This window comes from Rhodomicrobium sp. R_RK_3, from assembly GCF_002198715.1.
In the GTDB taxonomy this organism is placed as follows: domain Bacteria; phylum Pseudomonadota; class Alphaproteobacteria; order Rhizobiales; family Rhodomicrobiaceae; genus R-RK-3.
Map to the genome: position 1 here is coordinate 77,910 of NZ_MWLK01000022.1, position 21,070 is coordinate 98,979.

General features: G+C 64.2%; 17 protein-coding genes. 6 read left to right on the forward strand and 11 right to left on the reverse strand.

The features are described from left to right. The first annotated feature begins 181 nt into the window (after positions 1-181). Entirely contained in the window at positions 182-1,537 is a 1,356-nt protein-coding gene (locus BLEFHOIH_RS12795; protein ID WP_125461687.1) for a DUF1134 domain-containing protein, read from the forward strand. Positions 1,538-1,919: 382 nt separating this feature from the next. Here BLEFHOIH_RS12795 and BLEFHOIH_RS12800 read toward each other — a convergent pair whose 3' ends face one another. The 11 genes from BLEFHOIH_RS12800 to BLEFHOIH_RS12850 form a co-directional block, all read right to left on the reverse strand. Continuing rightward, on the reverse strand, positions 1,920-2,438 hold the full coding sequence (locus BLEFHOIH_RS12800) for a tetratricopeptide repeat protein (protein WP_088346012.1): 519 nt from the start codon (positions 2,436-2,438) through the stop codon (positions 1,920-1,922). A 23-nt stretch (positions 2,439-2,461) separates the two neighbouring features. Next, complete coding sequence (locus tag BLEFHOIH_RS12805) at positions 2,462-3,466, reverse strand: type II secretion system F family protein (protein ID WP_088346013.1); 1,005 nt, start codon at positions 3,464-3,466, stop codon at positions 2,462-2,464. Beyond that, on the reverse strand, positions 3,466-4,422 hold the full coding sequence (locus tag BLEFHOIH_RS12810) for a type II secretion system F family protein (RefSeq protein ID WP_088346014.1): 957 nt from the start codon (positions 4,420-4,422) through the stop codon (positions 3,466-3,468). The genes BLEFHOIH_RS12805 and BLEFHOIH_RS12810 overlap by 1 nt, the downstream gene beginning before the upstream one ends. Next, complete coding sequence (locus BLEFHOIH_RS12815) at positions 4,419-5,735, reverse strand: CpaF family protein (protein WP_088346260.1); 1,317 nt, start codon at positions 5,733-5,735, stop codon at positions 4,419-4,421. The genes BLEFHOIH_RS12810 and BLEFHOIH_RS12815 overlap by 4 nt, the downstream gene beginning before the upstream one ends. Before the next feature lie 117 nt (positions 5,736-5,852). Further along, a complete protein-coding gene (locus BLEFHOIH_RS12820; protein ID WP_088346015.1) occupies positions 5,853-7,016 on the reverse strand; it encodes a CobQ/CobB/MinD/ParA nucleotide binding domain-containing protein in 1,164 nt (387 codons plus the stop codon). Positions 7,017-7,158: 142 nt separating this feature from the next. Further along, positions 7,159-7,500 carry a hypothetical protein gene (locus tag BLEFHOIH_RS12825; protein ID WP_088346017.1) on the reverse strand — a complete coding sequence of 114 codons (342 nt, stop codon included), beginning with the start codon at positions 7,498-7,500 and terminating at the stop codon, positions 7,159-7,161. Beyond that, on the reverse strand, positions 7,500-8,975 hold the full coding sequence (locus BLEFHOIH_RS12830) for a type II and III secretion system protein family protein (RefSeq protein ID WP_088346019.1): 1,476 nt from the start codon (positions 8,973-8,975) through the stop codon (positions 7,500-7,502). The genes BLEFHOIH_RS12825 and BLEFHOIH_RS12830 overlap by 1 nt, the downstream gene beginning before the upstream one ends. Positions 8,976-9,060: 85 nt before the next feature. After that, entirely contained in the window at positions 9,061-9,939 is an 879-nt protein-coding gene (gene cpaB, locus BLEFHOIH_RS12835) for a Flp pilus assembly protein CpaB (RefSeq protein WP_088346021.1), read from the reverse strand. Positions 9,940-9,993: 54 nt separating this feature from the next. Continuing rightward, positions 9,994-10,173 (reverse strand): Flp family type IVb pilin, encoded by a 180-nt coding sequence (locus BLEFHOIH_RS12840; RefSeq protein ID WP_088346023.1) that lies wholly within the window; start codon positions 10,171-10,173, stop codon positions 9,994-9,996. A gap of 1,001 nt (positions 10,174-11,174) precedes the next feature. Beyond that, the gene (locus BLEFHOIH_RS12845; RefSeq protein WP_088346025.1) at positions 11,175-11,822 is read right to left on the reverse strand and encodes a thioredoxin family protein; all 648 of its coding nucleotides are present in this window, start codon (positions 11,820-11,822) and stop codon (positions 11,175-11,177) included. Between the two features lie 2 nt (positions 11,823-11,824). Beyond that, positions 11,825-13,906 (reverse strand): protein-disulfide reductase DsbD domain-containing protein, encoded by a 2,082-nt coding sequence (locus tag BLEFHOIH_RS12850; protein ID WP_170937138.1) that lies wholly within the window; start codon positions 13,904-13,906, stop codon positions 11,825-11,827. Between the two features lie 688 nt (positions 13,907-14,594). On the opposite strand from BLEFHOIH_RS12850, the gene BLEFHOIH_RS12855 reads away from it, so the two are divergent. The 5 genes from BLEFHOIH_RS12855 (at position 14,595) to BLEFHOIH_RS12875 (ending at position 20,998) form a co-directional block, all read left to right on the forward strand. Beyond that, complete coding sequence (locus BLEFHOIH_RS12855) at positions 14,595-16,151, forward strand: glucan biosynthesis protein G (RefSeq protein WP_088346029.1); 1,557 nt, start codon at positions 14,595-14,597, stop codon at positions 16,149-16,151. A gap of 11 nt (positions 16,152-16,162) precedes the next feature. Beyond that, positions 16,163-18,370 (forward strand): glucans biosynthesis glucosyltransferase MdoH, encoded by a 2,208-nt coding sequence (gene mdoH / locus BLEFHOIH_RS12860; RefSeq protein WP_088346031.1) that lies wholly within the window; start codon positions 16,163-16,165, stop codon positions 18,368-18,370. A 113-nt stretch (positions 18,371-18,483) separates the two neighbouring features. Next, positions 18,484-18,861, forward strand: coding sequence for a hypothetical protein (locus BLEFHOIH_RS12865; RefSeq protein WP_088346033.1), 378 nt, complete (start codon positions 18,484-18,486; stop codon positions 18,859-18,861). A 330-nt stretch (positions 18,862-19,191) separates the two neighbouring features. Further along, positions 19,192-19,608: a curli assembly protein CsgF gene (locus tag BLEFHOIH_RS12870; RefSeq protein ID WP_088346035.1), complete on the forward strand. Its 417-nt coding sequence runs from the start codon at positions 19,192-19,194 to the stop codon at positions 19,606-19,608. A gap of 109 nt (positions 19,609-19,717) precedes the next feature. Next, positions 19,718-20,998, forward strand: a complete 1,281-nt coding sequence (locus BLEFHOIH_RS12875; RefSeq protein ID WP_245296993.1) for a CsgG/HfaB family protein — start codon at positions 19,718-19,720, stop codon at positions 20,996-20,998. Positions 20,999-21,070: the final 72 nt, after the last annotated feature.

Sequence of the window (21,070 nt, forward strand, 5' to 3'; positions counted from 1 at the left end):
AAGAATCGCGACACATTGAAAGTCGCCATAGTTTAGGGGTACGGCAAAAACCGCCCGGCAGTCCGCGCTCAATACAGCGAACTGTTGGCGCCGTTTGCGGGTTAGACACCTGCTGATTTTAGACTCCTGGATGTTTGAACCTTTGCCGGGCAAGACAATGCGCCGATTGAAACGATCCTCTATGGTTCGCCTCGCGGTCTTCGCGGGGGCCCTGTCCCTTTCCGGCCTCGCCGCCTCGGGCGCGCGGGCCTGCAACGCCGCCGATTTCGGCGCGGTCGTGGACCAGACGGCGCAGGCCCTGCGCGACCTCAACGTCAACGGCGCCCAGCGCTATCAGGCGAAGCTGAATGCGCTGCGGCAAAAACATCATCTCAGCGACCAGGAGATCGAGCAGCGCGCCGAGTCGCTGCAGGACGACAAGATGAGCGATTTCAATCGTGAGATTGAAATGCTGGTCGGCCAGATGGACAGTCTCAGCACGACGCCGAACGACAAAATCACCTGCGACAAGCTGGAGGAGCTGAAGCGCGTCCGCGACCGGCTGCTGACGGTGATGGGCCAGAAATCGGGCTATATGCTCGCCAAGGCCGATATCGAATTCGACCGCCCGAGCGGCGCGGCGCCGACGCCCCCGAAGACCGAGGCCCGCGAGGCGGTGAAGCCGCCGAAGGACGCGCCCCTGCCGACCACCACCAGCAAAGAGGATCGCCTCACGCCGGCGCCCGCGCCTCAGGCCGAGCAGCGCACCACCGCCGCCGTGCCGCCGCCGCCGCGCGAGGAGATCGTCACCAGCAAGCCGGTGGCGCCCGAGCCGCCCAAGGAAGCCGCGCGGAAAGATCCGCCGCCTGCGCTCAATCCGGGCCTGCCCGCCCGCCGCGAAGGTCCGGCGCAGACCGCCAAGAACTGGGCGCCCGATCCGCAGCCGATCGCGCCGCCGCCCGCCGCCGAGCGCCGTCAGGTCCTGGCCGACAACCGCAACAATCCCGAGCCGCCGACCATGCTCGCCCCGCCCCCGCCCGGCGAGCCGCTGCCGCTGCCGAGCGACCGCATCGAGGCGACCTACAGCATCGACGAGATCCAGGAAGCCGGCCGGGGCATTTTCGGCACCATCACCGCCCAATTCGGCGGCGCCATCAATTACGCCTTCCAGCAATTCGGCCGCCCGAACGCCTATATCACCGGCAGCGAAGGCGGCGCCGCGATCCTGGCCGGCCTGCGCTATGGCAAGGGCACGCTGCACAGCAAGACCGCCCCCGAAAGCCCGATCTATTGGCAAGGCCCCTCGCTCGGCTACGATCTCGGCGCGGAAGGGTCCAACGCCCTGTTCCTGGTCTATAATCTCGAAGACCCGAACCTGATCTACGGCCGTTTTAGCGGCATCGGCGGCTCGGCCTATGTGGCTGGCGGCGTCGGCCTGAACGTGCTCGGCAAGAGCGGCATGGTCATGGTCCCGATCCGCTCCGGCATCGGCCTGCGCCTCGGAGCGAACCTGGCCTACCTGAAATTCACCGAGCGCCAGACCTGGAACCCGTTCTGAGGGTGGCCCGCTCGGCGTTGGGGTCAACGGCGAGGCATAACCCCCTCACCCGGCGCTAACGCGCCGCCCTCTCCCGATGGGAGAGGGCTGGGCGAGGCCGAATGACCGAAACCAATGCACCCCTCAACGAAATCCCCGCGAAGGCGGGGTCCAGTAATCCCAGCGCTAGCGGTCGCACTCTGCGCAACCCCAAATGCTGCGGCGTACTGGATCCCCGCCTTCGCGGGGATTTCGGAGTCATTGTCTGTTTAGGAGCGAACGAGCCATCCTTACGCCGCAACCGGATTCCCTCTCCCAGGGGGAGAGGGTTGGGGTGAGGGGGTACTGCCTATCCGTTGGTCCGTAGCCCGGCCGCTTGCTCCGCTGCTTCCAGCCGCGAACCTCACCCTTCCCGATTGCCCCCGGCCTGCGACTCCCAGCGGTTCAGCAAATCCATATTGTTGCGGATATACGGGTTGTTCGGCGACTGCGACGCCGCAGCCTGCAAGGTCTGCCGCGCGCCGGCGAAATCGCCTTTCAGCATCTGGTGGTAGGCCAGATTGTTCAGCACCGTCGGCGTGTTGCCTGCCAGCTTGATGAGCTGGTTATACGCCCGCTCGGCATGGTCGAAGCGCTTCAGCCGGTCGTAAGACGCCGCGAGCCCCAGCCAGGCCTCGGCATTGTTGTGCCGCTCCTCGATGGCCTGCCGGTAATAGCGCTCGGCGAGGCCGTAATTGCCGTTGCGGTAATAGGTCTTGGCCTTTTCCAGCCATTGCGCCTCCGGGGCCGATCCGAAAGACGAGGTGTCGGTGATCTCGGTGGTCAATTCCTCTTCCGGCGCGCCGTCGAGCGCGGTCTTGCACCCCGCCGCGGCAAGGGCCAGCGCTCCCACCGCCAGCAATCTCAAGATATGTCCCCTCATCTTTTTCCCCTTCGAGGCAAAATCTAAAACAACGCGTTTTTTATTCGTATGAAAACCGGCAGGCCGATCACCACCAGCATCACCGGGAAGATGAACAAGCCCAGCGGCAATGTCAGTTTGACCGGCAGCGAATGCGCCTTCTCCTCGGCGCGCGACAGACGCTTGTCCCGCATTTCTTCGCTGTAGATGCGGAGCGCATCGCCGATGCTCGTGCCCAACTGTTCGGTCTGGTAGAGCAGCGACCCCAGATTGACGACTTCTTCCAGCCCGGTGCGCAGGGCGAGGCTTTCGACGGATTCGGCGAGCGTCGCGCCGGCCCGCAATTCCAGGCTCATGAAGTAGAGATTGGCGCCCAGAAACGGGTAGCTGTAGGAGATCTCCCGGCTGATCCGGTCGATGGCGGCGCGCGGGCTGAGCCCGGCTTCGGAGCACACCACCATCAAATCCATGAAATCGGGAAAGCCCTCGCGGCATTCGCGCTGATAGGCTTTGCGACGGGCGACGAGATATCGCCCCGGCAGCAGGAAGGCGACGCCGCCGATCGCGGCCAGCAGGCCGAGCTTGGTGGTCGGCTGCAAGCTCATATTGAGCGCGCCCATCAGCAGATGCGCGGCGAGCGGCGCCCCGACCAGCATCGCCAGCCGGATGCCCTGGAACCACAGCGCGCTGTTCGGGCCGAAATAGCCCGCGCCGACGAGATCGCGCTGCAGCCTGGTCTTCTCGCTCTGCCATTCCTGGCTCTTGCGGCCGCGCTCGACCTTGGCCAGCAGCGCCGAATTCTCCGCATAGGACTGGAAGCGCAGCGAGCGGCCGGTCGTCTCCCATTCCTGCTCGAGGGCGATATTGCCCGAGGTCAGCACCCGGTCCATCGCGGTGCGCTTGCGGATGTCGCTCCGGCGTTGGGCGACATCCGTCACCGCCAGCACGAAGAAGAACATGAACATGAAGGTAAAAAAGATCGCGCCGAGCAGCACGGCGCTATCAGCTTGATTGGTTCCGCCGGAAATGAAGGCCAATATCGATTGCATCAGATGTTAAACTTTACCATTCGATACATGATGTAATTGCCGAACATCATCCAGGCGACGGCGCCGCCGAGCACCGGCTTGACGATGGCTTCATTCCAGATCTGGCCGTAATAGCTGGGCGAAATGATCGCCAGAACGCCGAACAGCGCGATGGGCATGACGCTGAGGAAGATCGCCGAATAGCGGCCCTCCGCCGAGAGTGCCTTGGCCTTACGCCGAAGCTTGAAGCGGTCGCGGATCACGCGCGAGAGATTGCTGAGGATTTCGGCGAGGTTGCCGCCCATCTTGGCCTGGATCGACACCGCCAGCACGATCAGCGACAAGTCGGCCTGCCCGACGCGCGAGCGCAGATTGACCATCGCGGTTTCCAGATCGAGCCCGTAGGTCAGCTCGCCCGCCGTGATGCTGAACTCGCCGCCGAGCGGTTCGGCCATCTGCCGCCCGACCGTCGCCAGCGCGACCGGGATGGCGTGGCCGGCCTTCAGCCCGCGCACCAGGATGTCGATGGCGTCGGGAAGCTGCTCTTCAAAACGGCGCTGGCGGGAGGCGCGCATCGAGCGCAGCACCACCACCGGAAATCCCAGCCCCGCGACGATGCCGCCCGCGACCGCGATCACGGCGCCCGCCTTCAGCATCGCCAGCACGAAATAGACGCCGGCGAACAAAAACAGCATCGAGAACAGGATGCCCTGGATGCCGACCGTGACGCCGGATTGCAGGATGAGCTGGTTCAGCGGGATGAAGGGCAGGGCGTAATGCCCGTCGGTGGATAGGCTGCGGCCGCGCCGGATGCGCATCAGCTCGCCCTGATTGGCTTGCGCCGGGCCGAAATCGGTCAGCCGGCGGCTCACCGTCTTCCGCCGCGTGCGCTGGGCGGAGGCGGCCAGATAGCCCGCCGTCACGATCAGCAGCACGGCGATGAAGACGAGGATCGGCACCAGTTGCACGGCGGTCATAGCGGCATCCCCGGATCGAAAAAGTCGCCGGGAAAGCCGAAGCCCTTCACCTGCAACTCATCCATGAAGCCGGGGCGCAGGCCCGTCGCGCGGAAATCGCCGCGCACCTGCCCGTCAGTGCTGGTGCCGGTGCGGACGAATTTGAAGATCTCCTGCATCTGGATGACGTCGCGCTCCATGCCGGTGATCTCGGTCAGGCTGACGATGCGGCGGCGGCCGTCGGAAAAGCGCTGCAATTGCAGGATGACGGCGATAGCCGAGGCGATCTGCGTCTTGACGCTGGCCTCGGTCATGTTGAGCCCGGCCATGCCGACCATCTGCGTCAGCCGGGCGAGCGCGTCGCGCGGGCTGTTGGCGTGGATGGTCGCCATCGAGCCTTCATGGCCGGTGTTCATGGCCTGCAGCATGTCGAAGGCTTCCTCGCCGCGCACTTCGCCGATGATGATGCGGTCGGGGCGCATACGCAGGGCGTTCTTCATCAGCTCGCGCTGGCGGATTTCGCCGCGCCCTTCGATGTTCGGCGGCCGGGTTTCCAGCCGCCCTACATGGGGCTGCTGCAGGCGGAGTTCGGCGGCGTCCTCGATGGTGATCAGGCGCTCGCGGTGGGAAATGCTGGTCGAGAGCGCGTTGAGCAGCGTCGTCTTGCCCGAGCCGGTGCCGCCGGAGACGAGAATGGTCAGCCGCGCCCGCACGCAGGCGGAGAGCAGGTCGGCCATCCGCTGCGTCAGGCTGCCGACCGAGACGAGGCCCTCGATGTCATAAGCCTGCTCGGCGAATTTTCGGATCGACACCAGCGGCCCGTCGACGGCGATCGGACGCACGGCGACATTGATGCGCGAGCCGTCGGCGAGGCGGGCGTCGATCATCGGCTGGGATTCGTCCACCCGCCGGCCGACGGCGCTGACGATCTTGTTGACGATGCGCAAGACATGCGCCTCGTCCTTGAAGCGCACCGGCACCTGTTCGAGCTGGCCGAAGCGCTCGACATAGACCTTTTCATGCGTGTTGATGAGGATGTCCGAGACGGTCGGGTCCTTCAGCAGCGGCTCGATGGGGCCGAGGCCGGTCAGCTCGTCAAGGACTTCGGTGGTGAAGCTTTCGAGTTCGCGCGCGTTCAGCAGGATGCGCTCGGAGCGCACGTAATCGGCGACGATTTCGGAGATCTGGCCGCGCAGCTCCTCCTTGCTCATGCGCTCGATCATCGGCAGGTTGAGATCGTCGATCAGCTTGCGGTGCAGCCGGACCTTGGCCTCGATCAGCTCTTCCTTGACGAGCTTGTTGGTCTCGCTCAGCTCGGCGAGGCGGCGCTCCATCGGCGCGGGATCGAGCGGCTTGACGCCGTAAGGCTGCTGCTCGAAGCCGCCGCCCTTATTCGCGCCCGGCAAAAATCTGTTCGACATCGCCCTGACCCCGATCCGCTAGAGGCGCCCTCAGCCCTTGTTCTTGAGAATGCGCTCCAGCGCCTTCTCGACCTTGCTGCCGCGATTGATGTCCGAGATCGGCACGCCGCGATTGATCGCCTCCTGCACCAGATCGGGCGCGTCGGGGATGAAGCCGGCGAGCCAATTGCGCAGCATCTGCTCGGCGTCGCTCTTCTTCAAACCCGCGCCAAACATGCTCTCGCGATGCTTGTTGACGATCACCGACACCTTGGCGTCGTTGACGATTTTCGCCGAGATGGCGTCGATCATGTAGCGGGCGTGGCGCAGCGCCGGGACGGTGAAATTCGTCACCACATAGACCTGGTTCGAGCCCCAGATGACGTTGTCGGTCCAGGGGTACCAGTTCTTCGGCAGATCGATGACGACATTGTCGAAGGACCGCGACAGAAGGCCCAGCACAGCGCCGATCAGCCCTTCGCTGATCTCGAAATATTTCGCCGGCACGCGCGGCGTCGCCAGCACCGAGAGGCCCGAGGAATGGCGCGTCAGCATCACGTCGAGGAGCTGGCCGTCGAGGCGGCCGGGCGCATTGGCCAGCTCCTCGATGCGGAAGGCGGGGGCGATGTCGAGATAATCGGCGATGGAGCCGTCCTGGAAATTCAGATCGACGAGGCAGGTCGATGCCATGTCGCGGCTGGTGCGGCCGAGCTGGAAGGCGGTCTGGATGGCGAGCGTCGTATTGCCCGCGCCGCCCGAGGCCGGGAAGAAGGAATAGCAGACGGCGTCCTTGTTGCGCCCCTCGACCTGCGGCGTGCGGTTCAGCCGCTCGCAGGAGCGGTAGATGTCGACGAAGGGGCTGTCTTTCGGCAGCCAGTCGTCGACCTTGATCTGCACCAGCCGGCGAACGATTTCCTGGTCGAGATAGCTGGAGATGGCGATGATCGGCGTCGCGGCGAAGCGCCCCCGCTTGATCCGCTCCAGCGCCGCCAGATCCTCGGGCGAGGCGCTTTTCAGATCGACCAGCAGCACGCCCGGCACGCCTTCCATGCCGAGCATCTTCTCGGTGTTGGCGACGGTCCCCTTCACCGTGCGCATGACGAAATGCTTCTTCTCGGCAAACCCCTTGGCGAGCATCTCCTTCAGCTCGACATCCTCGCTGACGAGGAGAATGTCGACCTGCTGATCGCCGCGCAAGGCGCTCTGTCTGACCATGTCATCGAGCCCGGTCCCAGACATGCCACGGCCGTCGGCAGGTTTAGCCACGGCAGGCCGGAACTTTTCCATTATCGCCATTTCGAAACCTGACCATACGCTAACATACGCGGCCCCAGAGGGTTAAGCCGGGGCGCGAAAACTAGTCTTTGACCTGCGTGCTGCCTTGGCTACCCGGACCCGACTGGCCGGAAATCTCGGTCGTGTTCAAGCCGCTCGGCGGGATCGACTTGTTCTGCTGATAGCGCTCGATGGCCACCCTTGCCCGCTCGCCCTCCTGGTGGATTTTGGTGTTCTTGACGTTCTTGTTCCAGGGATCGATGGTCTGCGTCACCGCGTTGGTCGCGGTGGCGTCTCCCGCGCCGAGCGAGATGGTGTCGCGGCGGGATTCATAGTCGGTCTCGTAGCAACCCGAGAGCAGGATCGCGGGAAGGGCGGCGGCCGCCACGGCGAGGCCAGAGCGCTTCTTGATGCGGGTCATCATTATTTCGCTCCTTTGAAGCCGCTGACCGGAGCCTCGTCCTGCCAGTCGATGATGTGGCCGGTGAAATCCTCCGGCTTGCCGATGTTCACCTCCTGCTTGCCGCGCAGGAAGAATTCGCGGTCATTGCTCGGCAGGGTCTTATCCAGCGGCGTCGCGATCTTCTGGCCGGGCGCGCGCGGCTGGACGAGGCGCGGCGTGACCAAGATGACGAGGTCGGTCTCCTTCTTCTCGAAATTGGCGCTCCGCAGCAGCGCTCCGAGCACCGGCACGTCACCCAGCCACGGCACCTGACGCAAGGCTTTGGCGTTGTTGCTCTGCAGCAGGCCCGCCATGGCAAAGGTCTGGCCGTCGCGCAATTCCACGGTCGTGGAGGCGCGGCGCACAATGAGGCCAGGGATTTTCAGCCCGTTGGCCGTGATGCCGCCATTGGGGTCGAGCTCGCTGACCTCAGGCTCGATCTTGAGGTTGATCTGGCCCTCCGAGAGCACGGTCGGGGTGAAGGCCAGGCCGACGCCGAATTTCTTGAATTCGACCGTCACCTTGTCGTTGTCGGCCGACACCGGGAACGGAAACTCGCCGCCCGCCAGAAAACTCGCGGTATCGCCCGAGAGCGCGACCAGGTTCGGCTCGGCGAGGCGGCGGGCCAAGCCGCGCTCCTCGAGCGCCTCGACCGTGGCGGAAATCTTGGTGCCGCCGGTGATGATGCTGCCCGAGAGCGATCCGAAGGGGACCGAATTCGTGATCAGGCCCAGTCCGCCCTCGGTGAATGACCCGTCCACGTCGCCGCCCTGCACGTAGCCGCTGACGCCGAGTGCCCGGCCGGCGCTGCGCTGGGCCTCGATGAAGCGGACTTCGAGCATGACCTGCTGCGGCGCGGCCACCCGCATGGCATTGGTGACTTCGTCGGCCGAGACCTGCTTGGCCAGGGTCATGGCATATTGCATGGCCAGCGAATCCGGGACGACGCCCGTCAGCAGGATCTTGCCGTTGACCGACTCGACCTTGACGTTCTTGAGAGCCGGATTGGTGTTCATGCGCTTCTTGAGGCCGACGAGGTCATGCGTCACCTCGACATCGACGACGCCGAGCAATTGCTTGTCCTTGTCGAGCAGGGCGAGCCGGGTGACGCCGATCTTCTTGCCGACAATGTAGATGGCGCGGTCGGTGAGCGGCACCACATCGGCGACCTCGGCATTGCCGACCAGCGCCTCTGTGAAGGGCTGGCCGACGCGCACAGTTTCGGATTTGTGCAGGGTCACCTTGATGTCGATGCGGTCGTCGGTCGGCTCGACATGGTAGATGCCGGTGCGCCCTGCCCCCTCATCCTTGGCCAGCTTGGCCGGCCCGGCAAAGCTTTGCGCGGCGGCGAATGCGGACAGCGCCGCAAGTCCGATGCCCGAAAGCAGGCGGCGGCCGGCGCGGCCGCGCTGTCGCTCCGCTCCTCCTCCGCCCAAAATCCTCAATGCCCAATTCATGTCCGGAATTTCCCTCAGCCCCTCATGCGCCGTGCCAGACCGCCGGTCGTCTTTAACGCATACGCCCCGCGCTTGCGGCCCGGTTTCACTGGTGGCTCAAAATCTCGTATCGCCGTTCGTTGCGCCTCTCGTCGGGAAGCACTTGATATTCCTTGCGTTCGACCGATCGCGTCACCCCGACGACTGGTCCGCCCGGCTTGGCCTTGCCCTTGGCCCCGCGTTCGGCCTCCATCAGATCGTCGAAGGCGATGGTCCCCGTCGCCTGGGGATCGCCCGTATCGGCGATACGGTTGAGCGCCAGCGACAGCTCACCGACGCGCCCGGCCAGGATCAGCTTTTGCGCCTCCTCGACCGTCACTTCCAAAGTCACCGCCTTGGCCGGGGTCGGCTGGTCGTTGCGCTGGGTCACCTGATCGGTGGCCAGCACGCGCAAATTTTGCAAAAGCACGACGACGGCGGATTTCGCCGCCACCGTGGTCTCGCCCGCGCCCTGGCCGCCATAGGTCAGGAAGACATCGACGCGGTCATCCGGCTGAACGAAGCCGGCCACCCCGGCGACGTCGTTCACCCGGATGGTGACGGCCTTCATGCTCTGCGTGAGCTTGGCCGACAGGGCGCTGTTCGATTCCGCGCCCAGCAGCTTCTGTTCGAGGATCGGTTCGTTCTCGGAGACCGACGACAGCACGATGCGGCCGCCGGCCGGGCCGATCACCTGGTCCTTGGTCAGGAACGCGCCTTTCGGCATGGTGTCGCCCGACCACTGGACCAGCTTGACCGCATCGGTGGTCAGCTTCTCCCCATATTTGAGATCGCGCGCGGCCACCACGATCGCACGCGATGCGATCCTTTGCACTTCGGCGGGTGCCCGGGCGGACTGGCCGACCAGCCAGGCCCGCGAAAGCAATGCAGCTGTGGCGGCACACAGGAACGCGATCAAAAGCATGACCACGTTGCTCATACGCATTGCCGCCTCCGCCACGCTGTCAAAAAGCCAAGGATCATCAACGATCGATGAGGCTTAGCCTGGGAGAAGCGCGCCGATGGCCGTGAATGAACCGATGATTTCGGTGCGAAGTGCAGTAATCGCGGTCACCAGCCCGGCCGTGATGATGCCGATCAGAACCGCATACTCGACGAGGGACGCGCCGCGTTCGTCGCGGGCGAAGCGCTTGACAAGCGCAGCAAATGACGTTGCCATGAGGAGTTACTCCGACTGTTTCAAACGACAGGTTGGGTAGTTTTGGGGGGTCGAGCTTCGCAGGCGTTGGCCCCCCAATTCATTTGGGCCAGGGGATCTCCCGGCGCCCATTTGCATCTAAGAGGAAACCCCTAGGGCCTCGCAACGCCATCCGGGTTGCGCTCTGCATCCCCAAGCCCGCTCCGGTTGCCGAAAAGTCGAGCGCAACTAAAAAATCACGCTTCTGTCACGCATTCGGGCTGAACTGTGGCGGTGGCTAGATTGCGACGTGAGCGCCGAGATGAATGGCGCGCTTGACTTGAAAATCTATTCCGTCGATTTGTCGTAACAATGATCTCTTAATATAAGTAATCATCCATTAAAGCAAAATTGCCGGCTTTTATGCGTCGCTTTTCCTAACGATGCTACGTCATAATACATATGGGATAGGCCGATGTTGCAACACAACCGTCCTGATTATGAATGCAATCGGCGATTTAGTCGATTCGCCGGAAGCGCTGTTTTGGGATAGGACGTTCACCCCCTGTGTGCAAAACCACTAGGTAAAGCTACTGTGGCGCGGTAGCCACATCGCCTGCGGAATTACAGCTCCTCCGCAAAAGGGGGTGTAAAAAACGGGGGAGCCCAAACTATGGTTAATGGCGTGGCCACCGTAACTTGCTGGTTATCGTAGAATGTGAAGCCGAAGGATCTCGCGAGTAGTCGCGAGGGATATGCTAAGCGCCGAATATGATCTTCAGCACAATGCTGTAGGTTACTCGGTAGTGAAATGTGATTTTTCTGGTATTGGAGGCAGCGTGTCTGCGCTGATCTCGGCGAATGCCGGTACGCGAGACTCGCCCCGGCGGCGCGCGGGGATGGCGAGGGCGTCGCCGAATGGGGAGCGAAATCCTGAAATCCGTGCTGCCATAAGTACTCTCCGCAAGGCGGAGGCCGGCCGAGGCGGCGAGAGGGATGACTCCCTCTCCATGTAGGAGAGGGAGTAGGCCGGAGCTGTGCGACTAGGAGCGCTCGTCCTGCGGGCTGTATTTGACCGAGCAGCCATAGGGGCGCGAAACCGGCGTGGCGACCGGCTTGCCGGATTTCACTGCGTCGAGCGCCAGGCGGACATAGTTGGTCGCGCCCTGGATGTCGGTCTGGCTGGTGGTCGGCTTGTCGTCGATGCCGCCCATATAGACCAGCGTGCCGTCGCCATTGATGACGAACATATGCGGCGTGGTGCGCGCGTCATAGGCGCGGCCGATCTTGCCCTTCTCATCGAGCAGGACACTGGCGGGCTCGGCATGGCGGCTGGCGGTGAGCTGGTCGGCCTCGGCGGGCGAGACATGGCCCTGCTCGCCGGGCGCGGAGGAGATCAGCGACAGCCAGACCACGCCTTCGGCGGCGGCTTCGCCCTGGAGCTTCTGCATGTTGCCCGCGCCATAATGCTTGCGGACATAGGGGCAATCGGCATTGGTCCATTCGAGCACCACGGTCTTGCCGCGCAAGGCGCTGAGCGCGACTGTCTTGCCCTTGGTGTCGACCGCGCTGAAATCGGGCGCGGGCTTGCCGATTTCGGGTTTGGCCGAGGCGCCGGTTGCAAATCCGGTGACGCTGCCGAGCGCGAGGGCGGCGCCGATTGCGAGAATGTTCCGTCTGGCCAGCAACATGGTCAAAGGTCTCCTTTGGCTTGCTTGTTGGGGGTGGCGAGGGCCGCAAGCCGGTTCAGAATCATCGATTCCGTCAGCAATTGCGGGAGGATTTCGGGCGCGGACCCCGGCGCGCCGGAATAGAGAAGATAGAGCGGGACGCCGACGCGGCCGTGAGTCCTCAGAAGCGCGGTGATTTCCGGGTCGCCATTGGTCCAGTCGCCGACGAGATAGGCGATGCCGCTCGCGGCGAAAGCTTCGGCGATGCGGTCGGAGCGCAGGGCGACGCGCTCATTGACCTTGCAGGTGATGCACCAGGCGGCGGTCAGGTTGACGAAGACCGGCTTGTTCTGGCCGGTCAGCTCGGCGAGGCGCGCCTGGGTGAAGGGCTCGGCGCGCGGTCCGGCACTCTCCCCGCCGAGCGCGGATGCGGAGGTCTGCCGCTGGCCCGCCTCGGGCAGGCTGATGACGCCGAGGCCGATGGCGCCGATGGCGATCAGCGCGGCGGCGATGCCGCGCCAGTTCGCCTCTTCGTGCGAGCGGCCATAGAGCCACGCCGCGAAGGCGACGCCGATCAGCGCGACAATGCCCGCCATCACGCCGTCGCTGCCCTGCTGCACGCTGATGACCCAGAGCAGCCAGCCGGCGGTCGCGTAGAGCGGGAAGGCCATGAGCTGCTTGAAGGTCTCCATCCAGGCGCCGGGGCGCGGCAGCCAGCGGCCGAGCGCGGGGGAGAGGCTGAGCAGCACGATCGGCGCCGCGAAGCCGAGGCCGAGCGTGAACAGCACGGCGAAGATGGTCGGCGCGGGCTGCACGAAGGCATAGCCGATGGCGGCGCCCATGAAGGGCGCGGTGCAGGGCGTCGCGACGATGGTCGCCAGCACGCCGGTGAAGAATTCTCCGGCAAGGCCCTCGCTGCGGGTCAGCCCGTCGCCAAGCCCGGCGATGCTGTGGCCGATGGTGAAGACGCCGGACAGTTTTAGCGCCATGGCCAGGAACAGCGCCATCATCGCCAAGACGAAGGTCGGCGATTGGAACTGCATGCCCCAGCCGATGGCGCCGCCGCCCGCGCGGATGGCGACGATGACGGCAGCGATGGCGATGAAGCTGGTGACGACGCCTGCCAGATAGACCAGCGCCTTGGCGCGGCGCGTCTCTCTATTCTCCGCGTCGCGCGCGAGGGACAGGGCCTTCAGCGACAGGACGGGAAAGACGCAAGGCATCAGATTGAGGATCAGGCCGCCGAGAAAGGCAAAGCCGAGCGCCAGCGCCAGCGAGAAGGCAGGCGGGGCCTCGCCCTGAGCCGGCGGTCCGGTGCCGGCGAGCGGCGATTCATCCGCCGCGCTGGCGGCGAATTCCGCCGGCGAGGCGTTGATGCCGAAGCCGCGCCGTTCGATCTCGCCGCCTGCGCCGCGCGTCTCGATGGACAGCACGCCGCCCAGGGGCGCGGACTGAGCCGCCTTGCTGGCTTCGCCCGGTGCCAGCCGCAGGATCAGGTCGTCGCCGGAGACGCTGGCGGCTTGCGGCGCGGCATGGTCAATCTTGCCCCATTCGAGCGGGAAGAAGCGCACCGTCGCGCCCGCCGGCACCTGCGCGGCGGCATTGGCGATTTTCAGCGTCAGCGGCGTGCCGCGCGCATCGAAACTGGCCGGCCAGGGCGCGGGCTCGGGAAGGGCTTTCCGCGCGGCGGCGATGGCGGCGGCATTGGGGGAGGGGCGGACCGAAACCGTCTCGCCGACGAGCGGCAGGCTTAGCCGCAAAGCTGCCTCTTCGGGAACACAGATTTGTTCGCAAACCAGCCATTTTGCGTCTGCCGCCAGATCGACCGAGCTGCCGGTCGCGGAGGCCGGAATCGTGATGTCGGAGAGCAGAAGGATATCGCCGGAATAGCCGAAATTGACCAGCGGGCCGACCGGAATGGCGCCGGGCGTCGGCCATTGGATCGGACCGGCGGTGACGCCTTCGGGCAGCGCCCAGTCGATGCGGGTCGGCTCGCCGCTGTCGCCGGGATTGGTCCAGTAGGTGTGCCAGCCCGGCTTGATACGCTGCCGCAGCGCCACCGTCACCGTTTCGCCGGGGCGGACGGCGGCTTTATCCGCAATCAAATCAGCCTGCACGAGAGGCGGCTTGGGAGGGCCCGCCTTCGCGAAAGCGTCCTCCGCCTGCGGCCTCATGCTCATGGCCGCGAGCAACGTGAAGAGATAAAGAAGAACGGCCGGAACTCTTCGCTTTCCAGCCAGTTGCATCATCGCAGGGAATAGCATCAAGGTGGTCACGCTGCGAACAATCTCCGGGTCAGGCGGTGGCTGAAGTCAGCGGCAATATCGGTGACGGCCGCGAGGGGCACCGCCAAAGGCACGGGCCGCAAGATCAACGCATCGAACGGCGTCGCGGTTCGATTATGAGTTTAGATCATAAAATTGGCGCGGCCGGAACAAACATTGCCTCACAGTTTTTTGAGGACGTGTAGAAGCTGTGTGCAGCGCGCCAAGGTGGCGAAGCAAAAGCGCGAGGGTCTAGGGCCGTTGGAAGTGCCGTTAAATTTCCGCTTTTCGGGAGGCGCAGGATGCAGCCATTAACAGGCCGCGCTAAAGTCCGGCGGGAATATGGTGTTTTGCGGTGTGCAGACGCCTCAAATTCGCCTAAAAAAGACGAAAGGTCTGATGACCTCTACGAGCAATCTGGCCGCGGGTTCTGGGGGAAGTACGCTGCCCGTGGCCGAGTTGCACTATTGTCGGGTGCCAATCTTTTTTACATTGGGGCGGCTTCCGAAACCGGGTGAGCCGAGGGTCGATGAATCGTCGCAACTTCATCAAGCTTGCGAGCGCCTTTTCGCTTGCCAACGGGCTTTCCTCGGAAGGCGTGACCGCGCAGCCTGGCGAAGCGCCGGCGGTGCAGCCGGCCGCCCCGGGCGAGGAGACCCCGTTTTCCGAGCAGTGGCTGTTCACCAAGGCGGAAAATCTCGCCCGCCAGCCCTTTCAGGAGCCTGAGCTCAACCTGCCGTCCGAACTGGCCGATCTGGACCAGCAGCGCTATGGCGCCATCCAGTACAAGCCGGACGCCGCGGTCTGGAAGGACGACCCCTTCACCTTCGACCTGCAATTTTACCATACCGGCTTCCAGTATAAGGTGCCGGTCGACATGTTCCTGATCGACGGCGGCAATGCGCGGCCGTTCAGATATTCGCCGGGCCTGTTCGATTTCGGCGCGCCGCTCGCGACGCCGCCCGCCGATTCCCAGGCCGGCTTCTCGGGCCTGCGGGTCCACGCCCCGGTACACCGCCAGGAATCGATGGACCCGTTCCTGTCGATCCAGGGCGCCAGCTATTTCCGCGCCGTCGCCACCGGCCAGGCTTTCGGCATCTCCGCGCGCGGCATCAGCATCAACACGGCACAGGCCTCGGGCGAGGAATTCCCCGCCTTCCGCGCGCTCTGGATCAAGAAGCCCGCCGAGGGCGAACGCCAGCTCCTCATCTATGCGCTGCTCGACGGACCGAGCCTCACCGGCGTCTATAAATTCCGCGCCGAGCCGGGCCGCTTCACCGTCATGGACATCGAGTGCACGCTGTTCCCGCGCAAAGTGCTGACCCATGTCGGCATCGCTCCTTTGACGAGCATGTATTTCTTCGGCTCGGCCGATTCAACCCGGCCGGACGACTACCGCCCGAATGTGCATAGCTCGGAGGGGCTGCAGATCTGGAACGGCGCCGGCGAGTGGATCTGGCGTCCGCTGGTCAATCCGGAGCGGCTGCAATATTCGGCTTTCTCCGACCGCGCGCCGAAGGGCTTTGGCCTCCTGCAGCGCAGCCGCGCCTTCTACGATTACCAGGATATCGACGCCCGGTTCGGCGACCGTCCGAGCGTCTGGGTCGAGCCCGTCGGCGACTGGGGAGAAGGCGCCATCGACCTGATCGAATTGCCCACGCGAAGCGAGATCTATGATAATATCGTCGCGTTCTGGCGGCCCAAGTCGCCTCTTGCTGAAATCGCTAGCCATTATTTCCGCTATCGCCTGCATTGGGGCTGGGAGCCGCCCGTCCGCAGCACGAGGGCTGAAGCCGTGCAGACCCGTGTCGGGTCGCGCGGATCGCCCGACGTGCGGCTCTTCGTGATCGACTTTGTCAGCGCCGGTTCATGCAATGGCTGTAATGTGCCGCCATTCTCGGCCGATGTACGCGCCGGTGACGGCGAAATAAGAAATGTCGCCGTGCGGTTTAATGCGGCGACGGGAGGGCAGCGCGTCACGTTCGAGTTTCGGCCTGGGAGGGTTGAGCAAACGGATGTTCGCTGTGAGCTGAAGCAGAACGGCCAAGCGATTTCCGAAACCTGGATCTATCGCTGGACAGCTTAAGGCTCAACCCGATGCAAGACATGAATACGGCATTTGCGGCGCCTCTACCGGCTGAAAAATCCGGCGAGAGGTTCCCACAGCAAGATCTCTGGCGCTTCGATCAGGCGAGCCGGCGCAAGGTCCGGCCCGACGTGAACGGCGTCTTCCGCCGCATCTTCGTGTTCGCGGGCATGGTCCTGCTCACCGCCTATCTCACCAGCGAACTGATCCATGTGCTCAGCGTCGGCGGTTTCGCCGCGCTCGAAATCGTGCTGATCGGCCTGTTCGTCCTCAACATCGCCTGGCTGTCGCTTTCCTTCATGACGGCGCTGTCGGGTTTCCTCGTCGTGCTGTTCGGCATAAAGCCATCCATTGTCAGCATGGTCAGCGAGGAGGAGGCCAAGCACCTGCCCGAGGGGCGCACCGCCATTCTGGTCTGCACCTATAATGAGGCGCCGGAGCGCATCTTCGGCATGGCGCTCGCCACCATGAAGGAACTGGAGACCTCCGGCCACGGCGAGAGTTTCGACGTCTTCATCGTCTCCGACACCACCGACCCCGACATCTGGGTGCATGAGGAGGCCGCCTTCAAGGCTGCCCGTGCCCGTCCCGGCAACGGCCCGCGCCTCTATTACCGCCGCCGCGCCGCCAATACCGGCAAGAAAGCCGGCAACATCGCCGACTGGTGCCGCCGCTGGGGCCCGGCCTACGACTATATGATCGTGCTCGACGCCGACAGCCTGATGACCGGCGCCTCGATCGTGCAGCTTGCCCATATCATGGACAAGAAGCCCGAGGCCGGGCTGATCCAGACCGTCCCCGTCACCATCGGGCGCAACACGCTGTTCGCCCGGATGCAGCAATTCGCCGGCGGCCTCTACGGCCCGATCATGGCCTCCGGCCTTGCCTTCTGGCATCGCGGCACCGGCAATTTCTGGGGACACAACGCCATCATTCGCGTCCGCGCCTTCATGGAATCGGCCGGACTGCCGCATCTGCCCGGCTCGCCGCCCTTCGGCGGCCAGATCCTCAGCCATGATTTCGTCGAGGCCGCGCTGATGTGCCGCCAGGGCTGGCGTGTCTGCATGGCGCCCGAGATCAAGGGCTCCTACGAGGAGATCCCGCCGAGCCTCATCGACTTCGCCACCCGCGACCGCCGCTGGTGCCAGGGCAATCTCCAGCACAGCCGCATCATCGGCGCCAAGGGCCTTCGGCCGATGAGCCGGGTGCATCTGGGCATGGGCATCATGGCCTATCTGTCGGCGCTGATCTGGCTGCTCTTCCTCATCACCGCGCTCCTGCTGACCATCCAGCAGCTCACCGCCAAGCCGATCTATTTCGGTGGCGACCAGACGCTGTTCCCGACCTGGCCGATGCAGGACAGCGAGCGCGCCATGAGCCTCTTGTTCTGGACGCTGGCGCTGCTGCTTTTGCCAAAACTGTTCGGGCTGGTGCTGGCGCTGTTCAGCGGCGAGAAGCGGCGCGGCTTCGGCGGCATCTGGGGCCTCGGCAGCAGCGTCGTCATGGAGACGGTGCTGTCCTCGCTGTTCGCCCATGTCATGATGATGGTGCAGTCGGCTGCCATCTTCGACATTTTGCGCGGCCGCGACAGCGGCTGGAACCCGCAGCGGCGCGATGACGGCTCGCTGCCGATGAGCTGGGTGGTGCGCTATCACCTCTTGCACATGACCATCGGCACCGCGCTCGGCATCTTCACCTTCATGGCCTCGCTGCCGCTCTTCCTCTGGCTGCTGCCGGCGACGCTCGGCCTTGCCTTGTCCGGCCCGCTTTCGGCGGCGTCGGCGACGCGCAAATGGGGCGAACGCTTCAAATATCTCGGCATCTTCGCCATCGCCGAAGAACGCCGCCCGCCCGCCATCCTTTTGTCCGCGCGCAAGCATTCCGAAATGCTGGCGCTGGACTTCTCCAAACACGAGGCGATCTCGCAGCTTGCCGGCGACCCGCAATTGCGCCATCTGCATCGCCAGCTCATCGAGCTTCAGCCCGTTACCCGCGAGGCGCGCATTTCGCCGAGCCTCGCCGTCGGCCGCGCCAAGCTGGAGATTTCCGCCGATCTGCCGGAATTGCTGCGCCTTTTGAAGCCGAACGAGAAGGCGGCGCTGCTCTCCGATCCGGAAAGCCTTGCCCGGCTCGAGCAGATGATCCTGCCCTTCATCCCGCCGCCCCCGGCCGCGAAACCGGCCGAAACCGTGGCCGTGCATGTGGGCGAGCGCATCTGAGGCCATGGCTGAATTTTAATCCGGTCCCGGCAATTTCCGGATAGAGGCTTGCGCAATCCGACCCTAAATACGAGGAAGGCGTCAAGCCTCCCAACATTCAGGAAACGCCGCCGATGACCGATGTCCTTAGCGTCCTCTGGACGATCGTCAGCTTCATTGTCGGCATTCTCTGGGGATTGATCTGGTTCATCCTCAGCGACCTCCTGTCGACGCTGCTCTGGATCTGCATCGCCGTCTGGCTCGCCTTCGTGCTGCGTTACCGCAGCTTCGGCCACGGCTCGCTCGCGGTGCTGCGCTGGGGCCGCTACGGCCTGGCCTTCCTCTGGCGCTGGATCAGAGGGCGTCCCGGCGATGCGCCCATCGTCATGCCGCAGCCGCAGACGCGGATCGTGCGCGAATATCAGCGCCGCATCCCGCTCGGCTACGCCTCGGTTTCCGAGCAGATCAACATGCTGATCGTGCTGCTCATCATCGTGATGGCGCATGTCTGACGCCGGCCTCCCGGGCCGCCGGACCGCGCGACTGATGCATTTCAATCACAGATAGTGATCAACCTGTTAACGTGGCGGCAGGTTGCAATTGACCGGTTCCACGTCCGCTGGTAATCGATGATCCATGCAACCGGACATCGTGATGTTCGGCATTTGACGCGCTCAGTACGCCGGAGCTCGAGAATTTACCGAATCTGCTCCGAACACCGAATATCGCAAAAAAGAGAAAAAAATGTCGCGATCAACGGGAATTGACATTTTCAATCGTCATTAGACGTCTCTTTAGACTTGTAAAGATTTGTATGAATTTGATTTCTGGAGATTTCGACCATGAGGCGGGAATTTATTCTTGCGGGTGTTCTTGTCTTGTTGTCCTGCGACACGTCCGTTGCGGACCTGATCTATAGGCCGATCAATCCGTCATTCGGCGGCGAACCCTTCAACTCCGCCCATCTCCTGAACCTGGCGACCGCTCAGAAGCAGTTCAAGGAACACGAGGAATCATCGTCCTCGCAAAGCACGTCCGAGCGCTTCATCGCCATGCTGCAATCGCGGCTCTATTCCTCTCTCGCCGGCCAGGTGGCCGATGCGATCTTCGGCGAGGATGCCCAGCCCAGCGGTACGATCGTGTTCGACAACCAGCAGATCACCTTTATCAATACCGGCACGCAAATTCAGATGACCGTTACCGATTTCAGTACGGGAAAGGTCACCAACATCACTATCCCGACCTTGTCCACGGAATAGCCCTGCGCAGGCAGATTTCGCCGTCCTGTCCGCGAGTCGATCGCGTTCGGGCCCGGATCGAGTTCTATCGGCGTGAAGGTCTTACAAGGCAAGGCAGCAGATGCAACGGATGACAAAGCTTGGCCAATTGGGGATGGCCGCCGCCCTTGTCTTGGGGCTGGCGGGCTGTAGCACCCAGGATATCGCCGAGGAAACGCTCTCGGCGGGCATTCTGCCGCCGGTTATGAATCCCCTCACCGAGGCGAATCTGAGCCTGCGCGAGCTGCCGCCCCCGTCCCGCAAAGTCGTGGTGGCCGTCTACAATTATGCCGATCAGACCGGGCAGTTCAAACCGTCCGAGACCACGCAGACCCTCTCCAAGGCCGTCACCCAGGGCGCCACCTCGATCCTGATCAAGGCGCTGCAAGATGTCGGGCAGGGGAGCTGGTTCACCGTCGTCGAGCGGGAGAAGATCGACAACCTCTTGAAGGAACGCAAGATCATCACGCAGATGCGGATGACCTATCTCGGCGAGACCCGGATCGATCCCAATGCGCTGCCGCCTCTGCTCTTTGCCGGCATCATCTTCGAGGGCGGCATCATCGGCTTCGACAGCAACATCCAGACCGGCGGTCTCGGCGCCCGGCTGTTGGGCATCGGCGGCGACCTGAAATACCGGCTGGACACCATCACCATCTATCTGCGGGCGGTCAGCACCAAGACCGGGCAGGTGGTGGGCTCGGTCACCACGCATAAGACCATCGCCTCCTACGGCCTGCAGGGCGGCGTGTTCAAATTCATCGCCGTCGACAAGATCCTCGAGGGCGAGGCCGGCTTCACCAAGAACGAGCCGGAGCAGCTTGCCGTGCAGCAGGCGATCGAGAAGGCGGTCTACGCCATCCTCATCGAAGGCGCCGAGACCGATGTCTGGTCCTTCGCCGATGCCGCCAGTCAGGCAAGGCTGATCCATGAATATAAGTCGGAGCAGTACGAGGCGCGCCAATTCGCCAGCAACGGCAATCCGGCGACCGCCAACGCCAAGGTCGCCACGGCTGCAACCGCCACCCCGGCGCCGGTGAAGACCGCCGGCAAGGAGGGCGCCGCCCCGGCCGCTCCAGCGGCGACGGCGGCGACGGGCAGCGGCCCGGTCGCCGGCCCCGGCGGTTCGGCCCCGCCGCCTGCCGCCTCGGCGGCCAAGGAACCGCTGGCCCCGGCCGCTCCCGGCGCGGCGCCGGCGGCGAGCGGGGGCGGATCATGGAAGCCATCGATCTCCAGCCTTGAGCCGCGCCCGCGCGACGCGCCCGGCGGCAGCGGTTCCGCGCGCCGCGAAAGGCGCATGCCCGGTGGAGGATGGGCCACCACCCCCGTCACGGTGAAGGAAAGATTCGAACATGCGGTCACCAGCAATTGACCCCGGCGCCAACGCGCCGAACGCGACCGGTTTCTCGCCTTCTGGCGAAGAAAGGGGAGGCAGAGACATTCC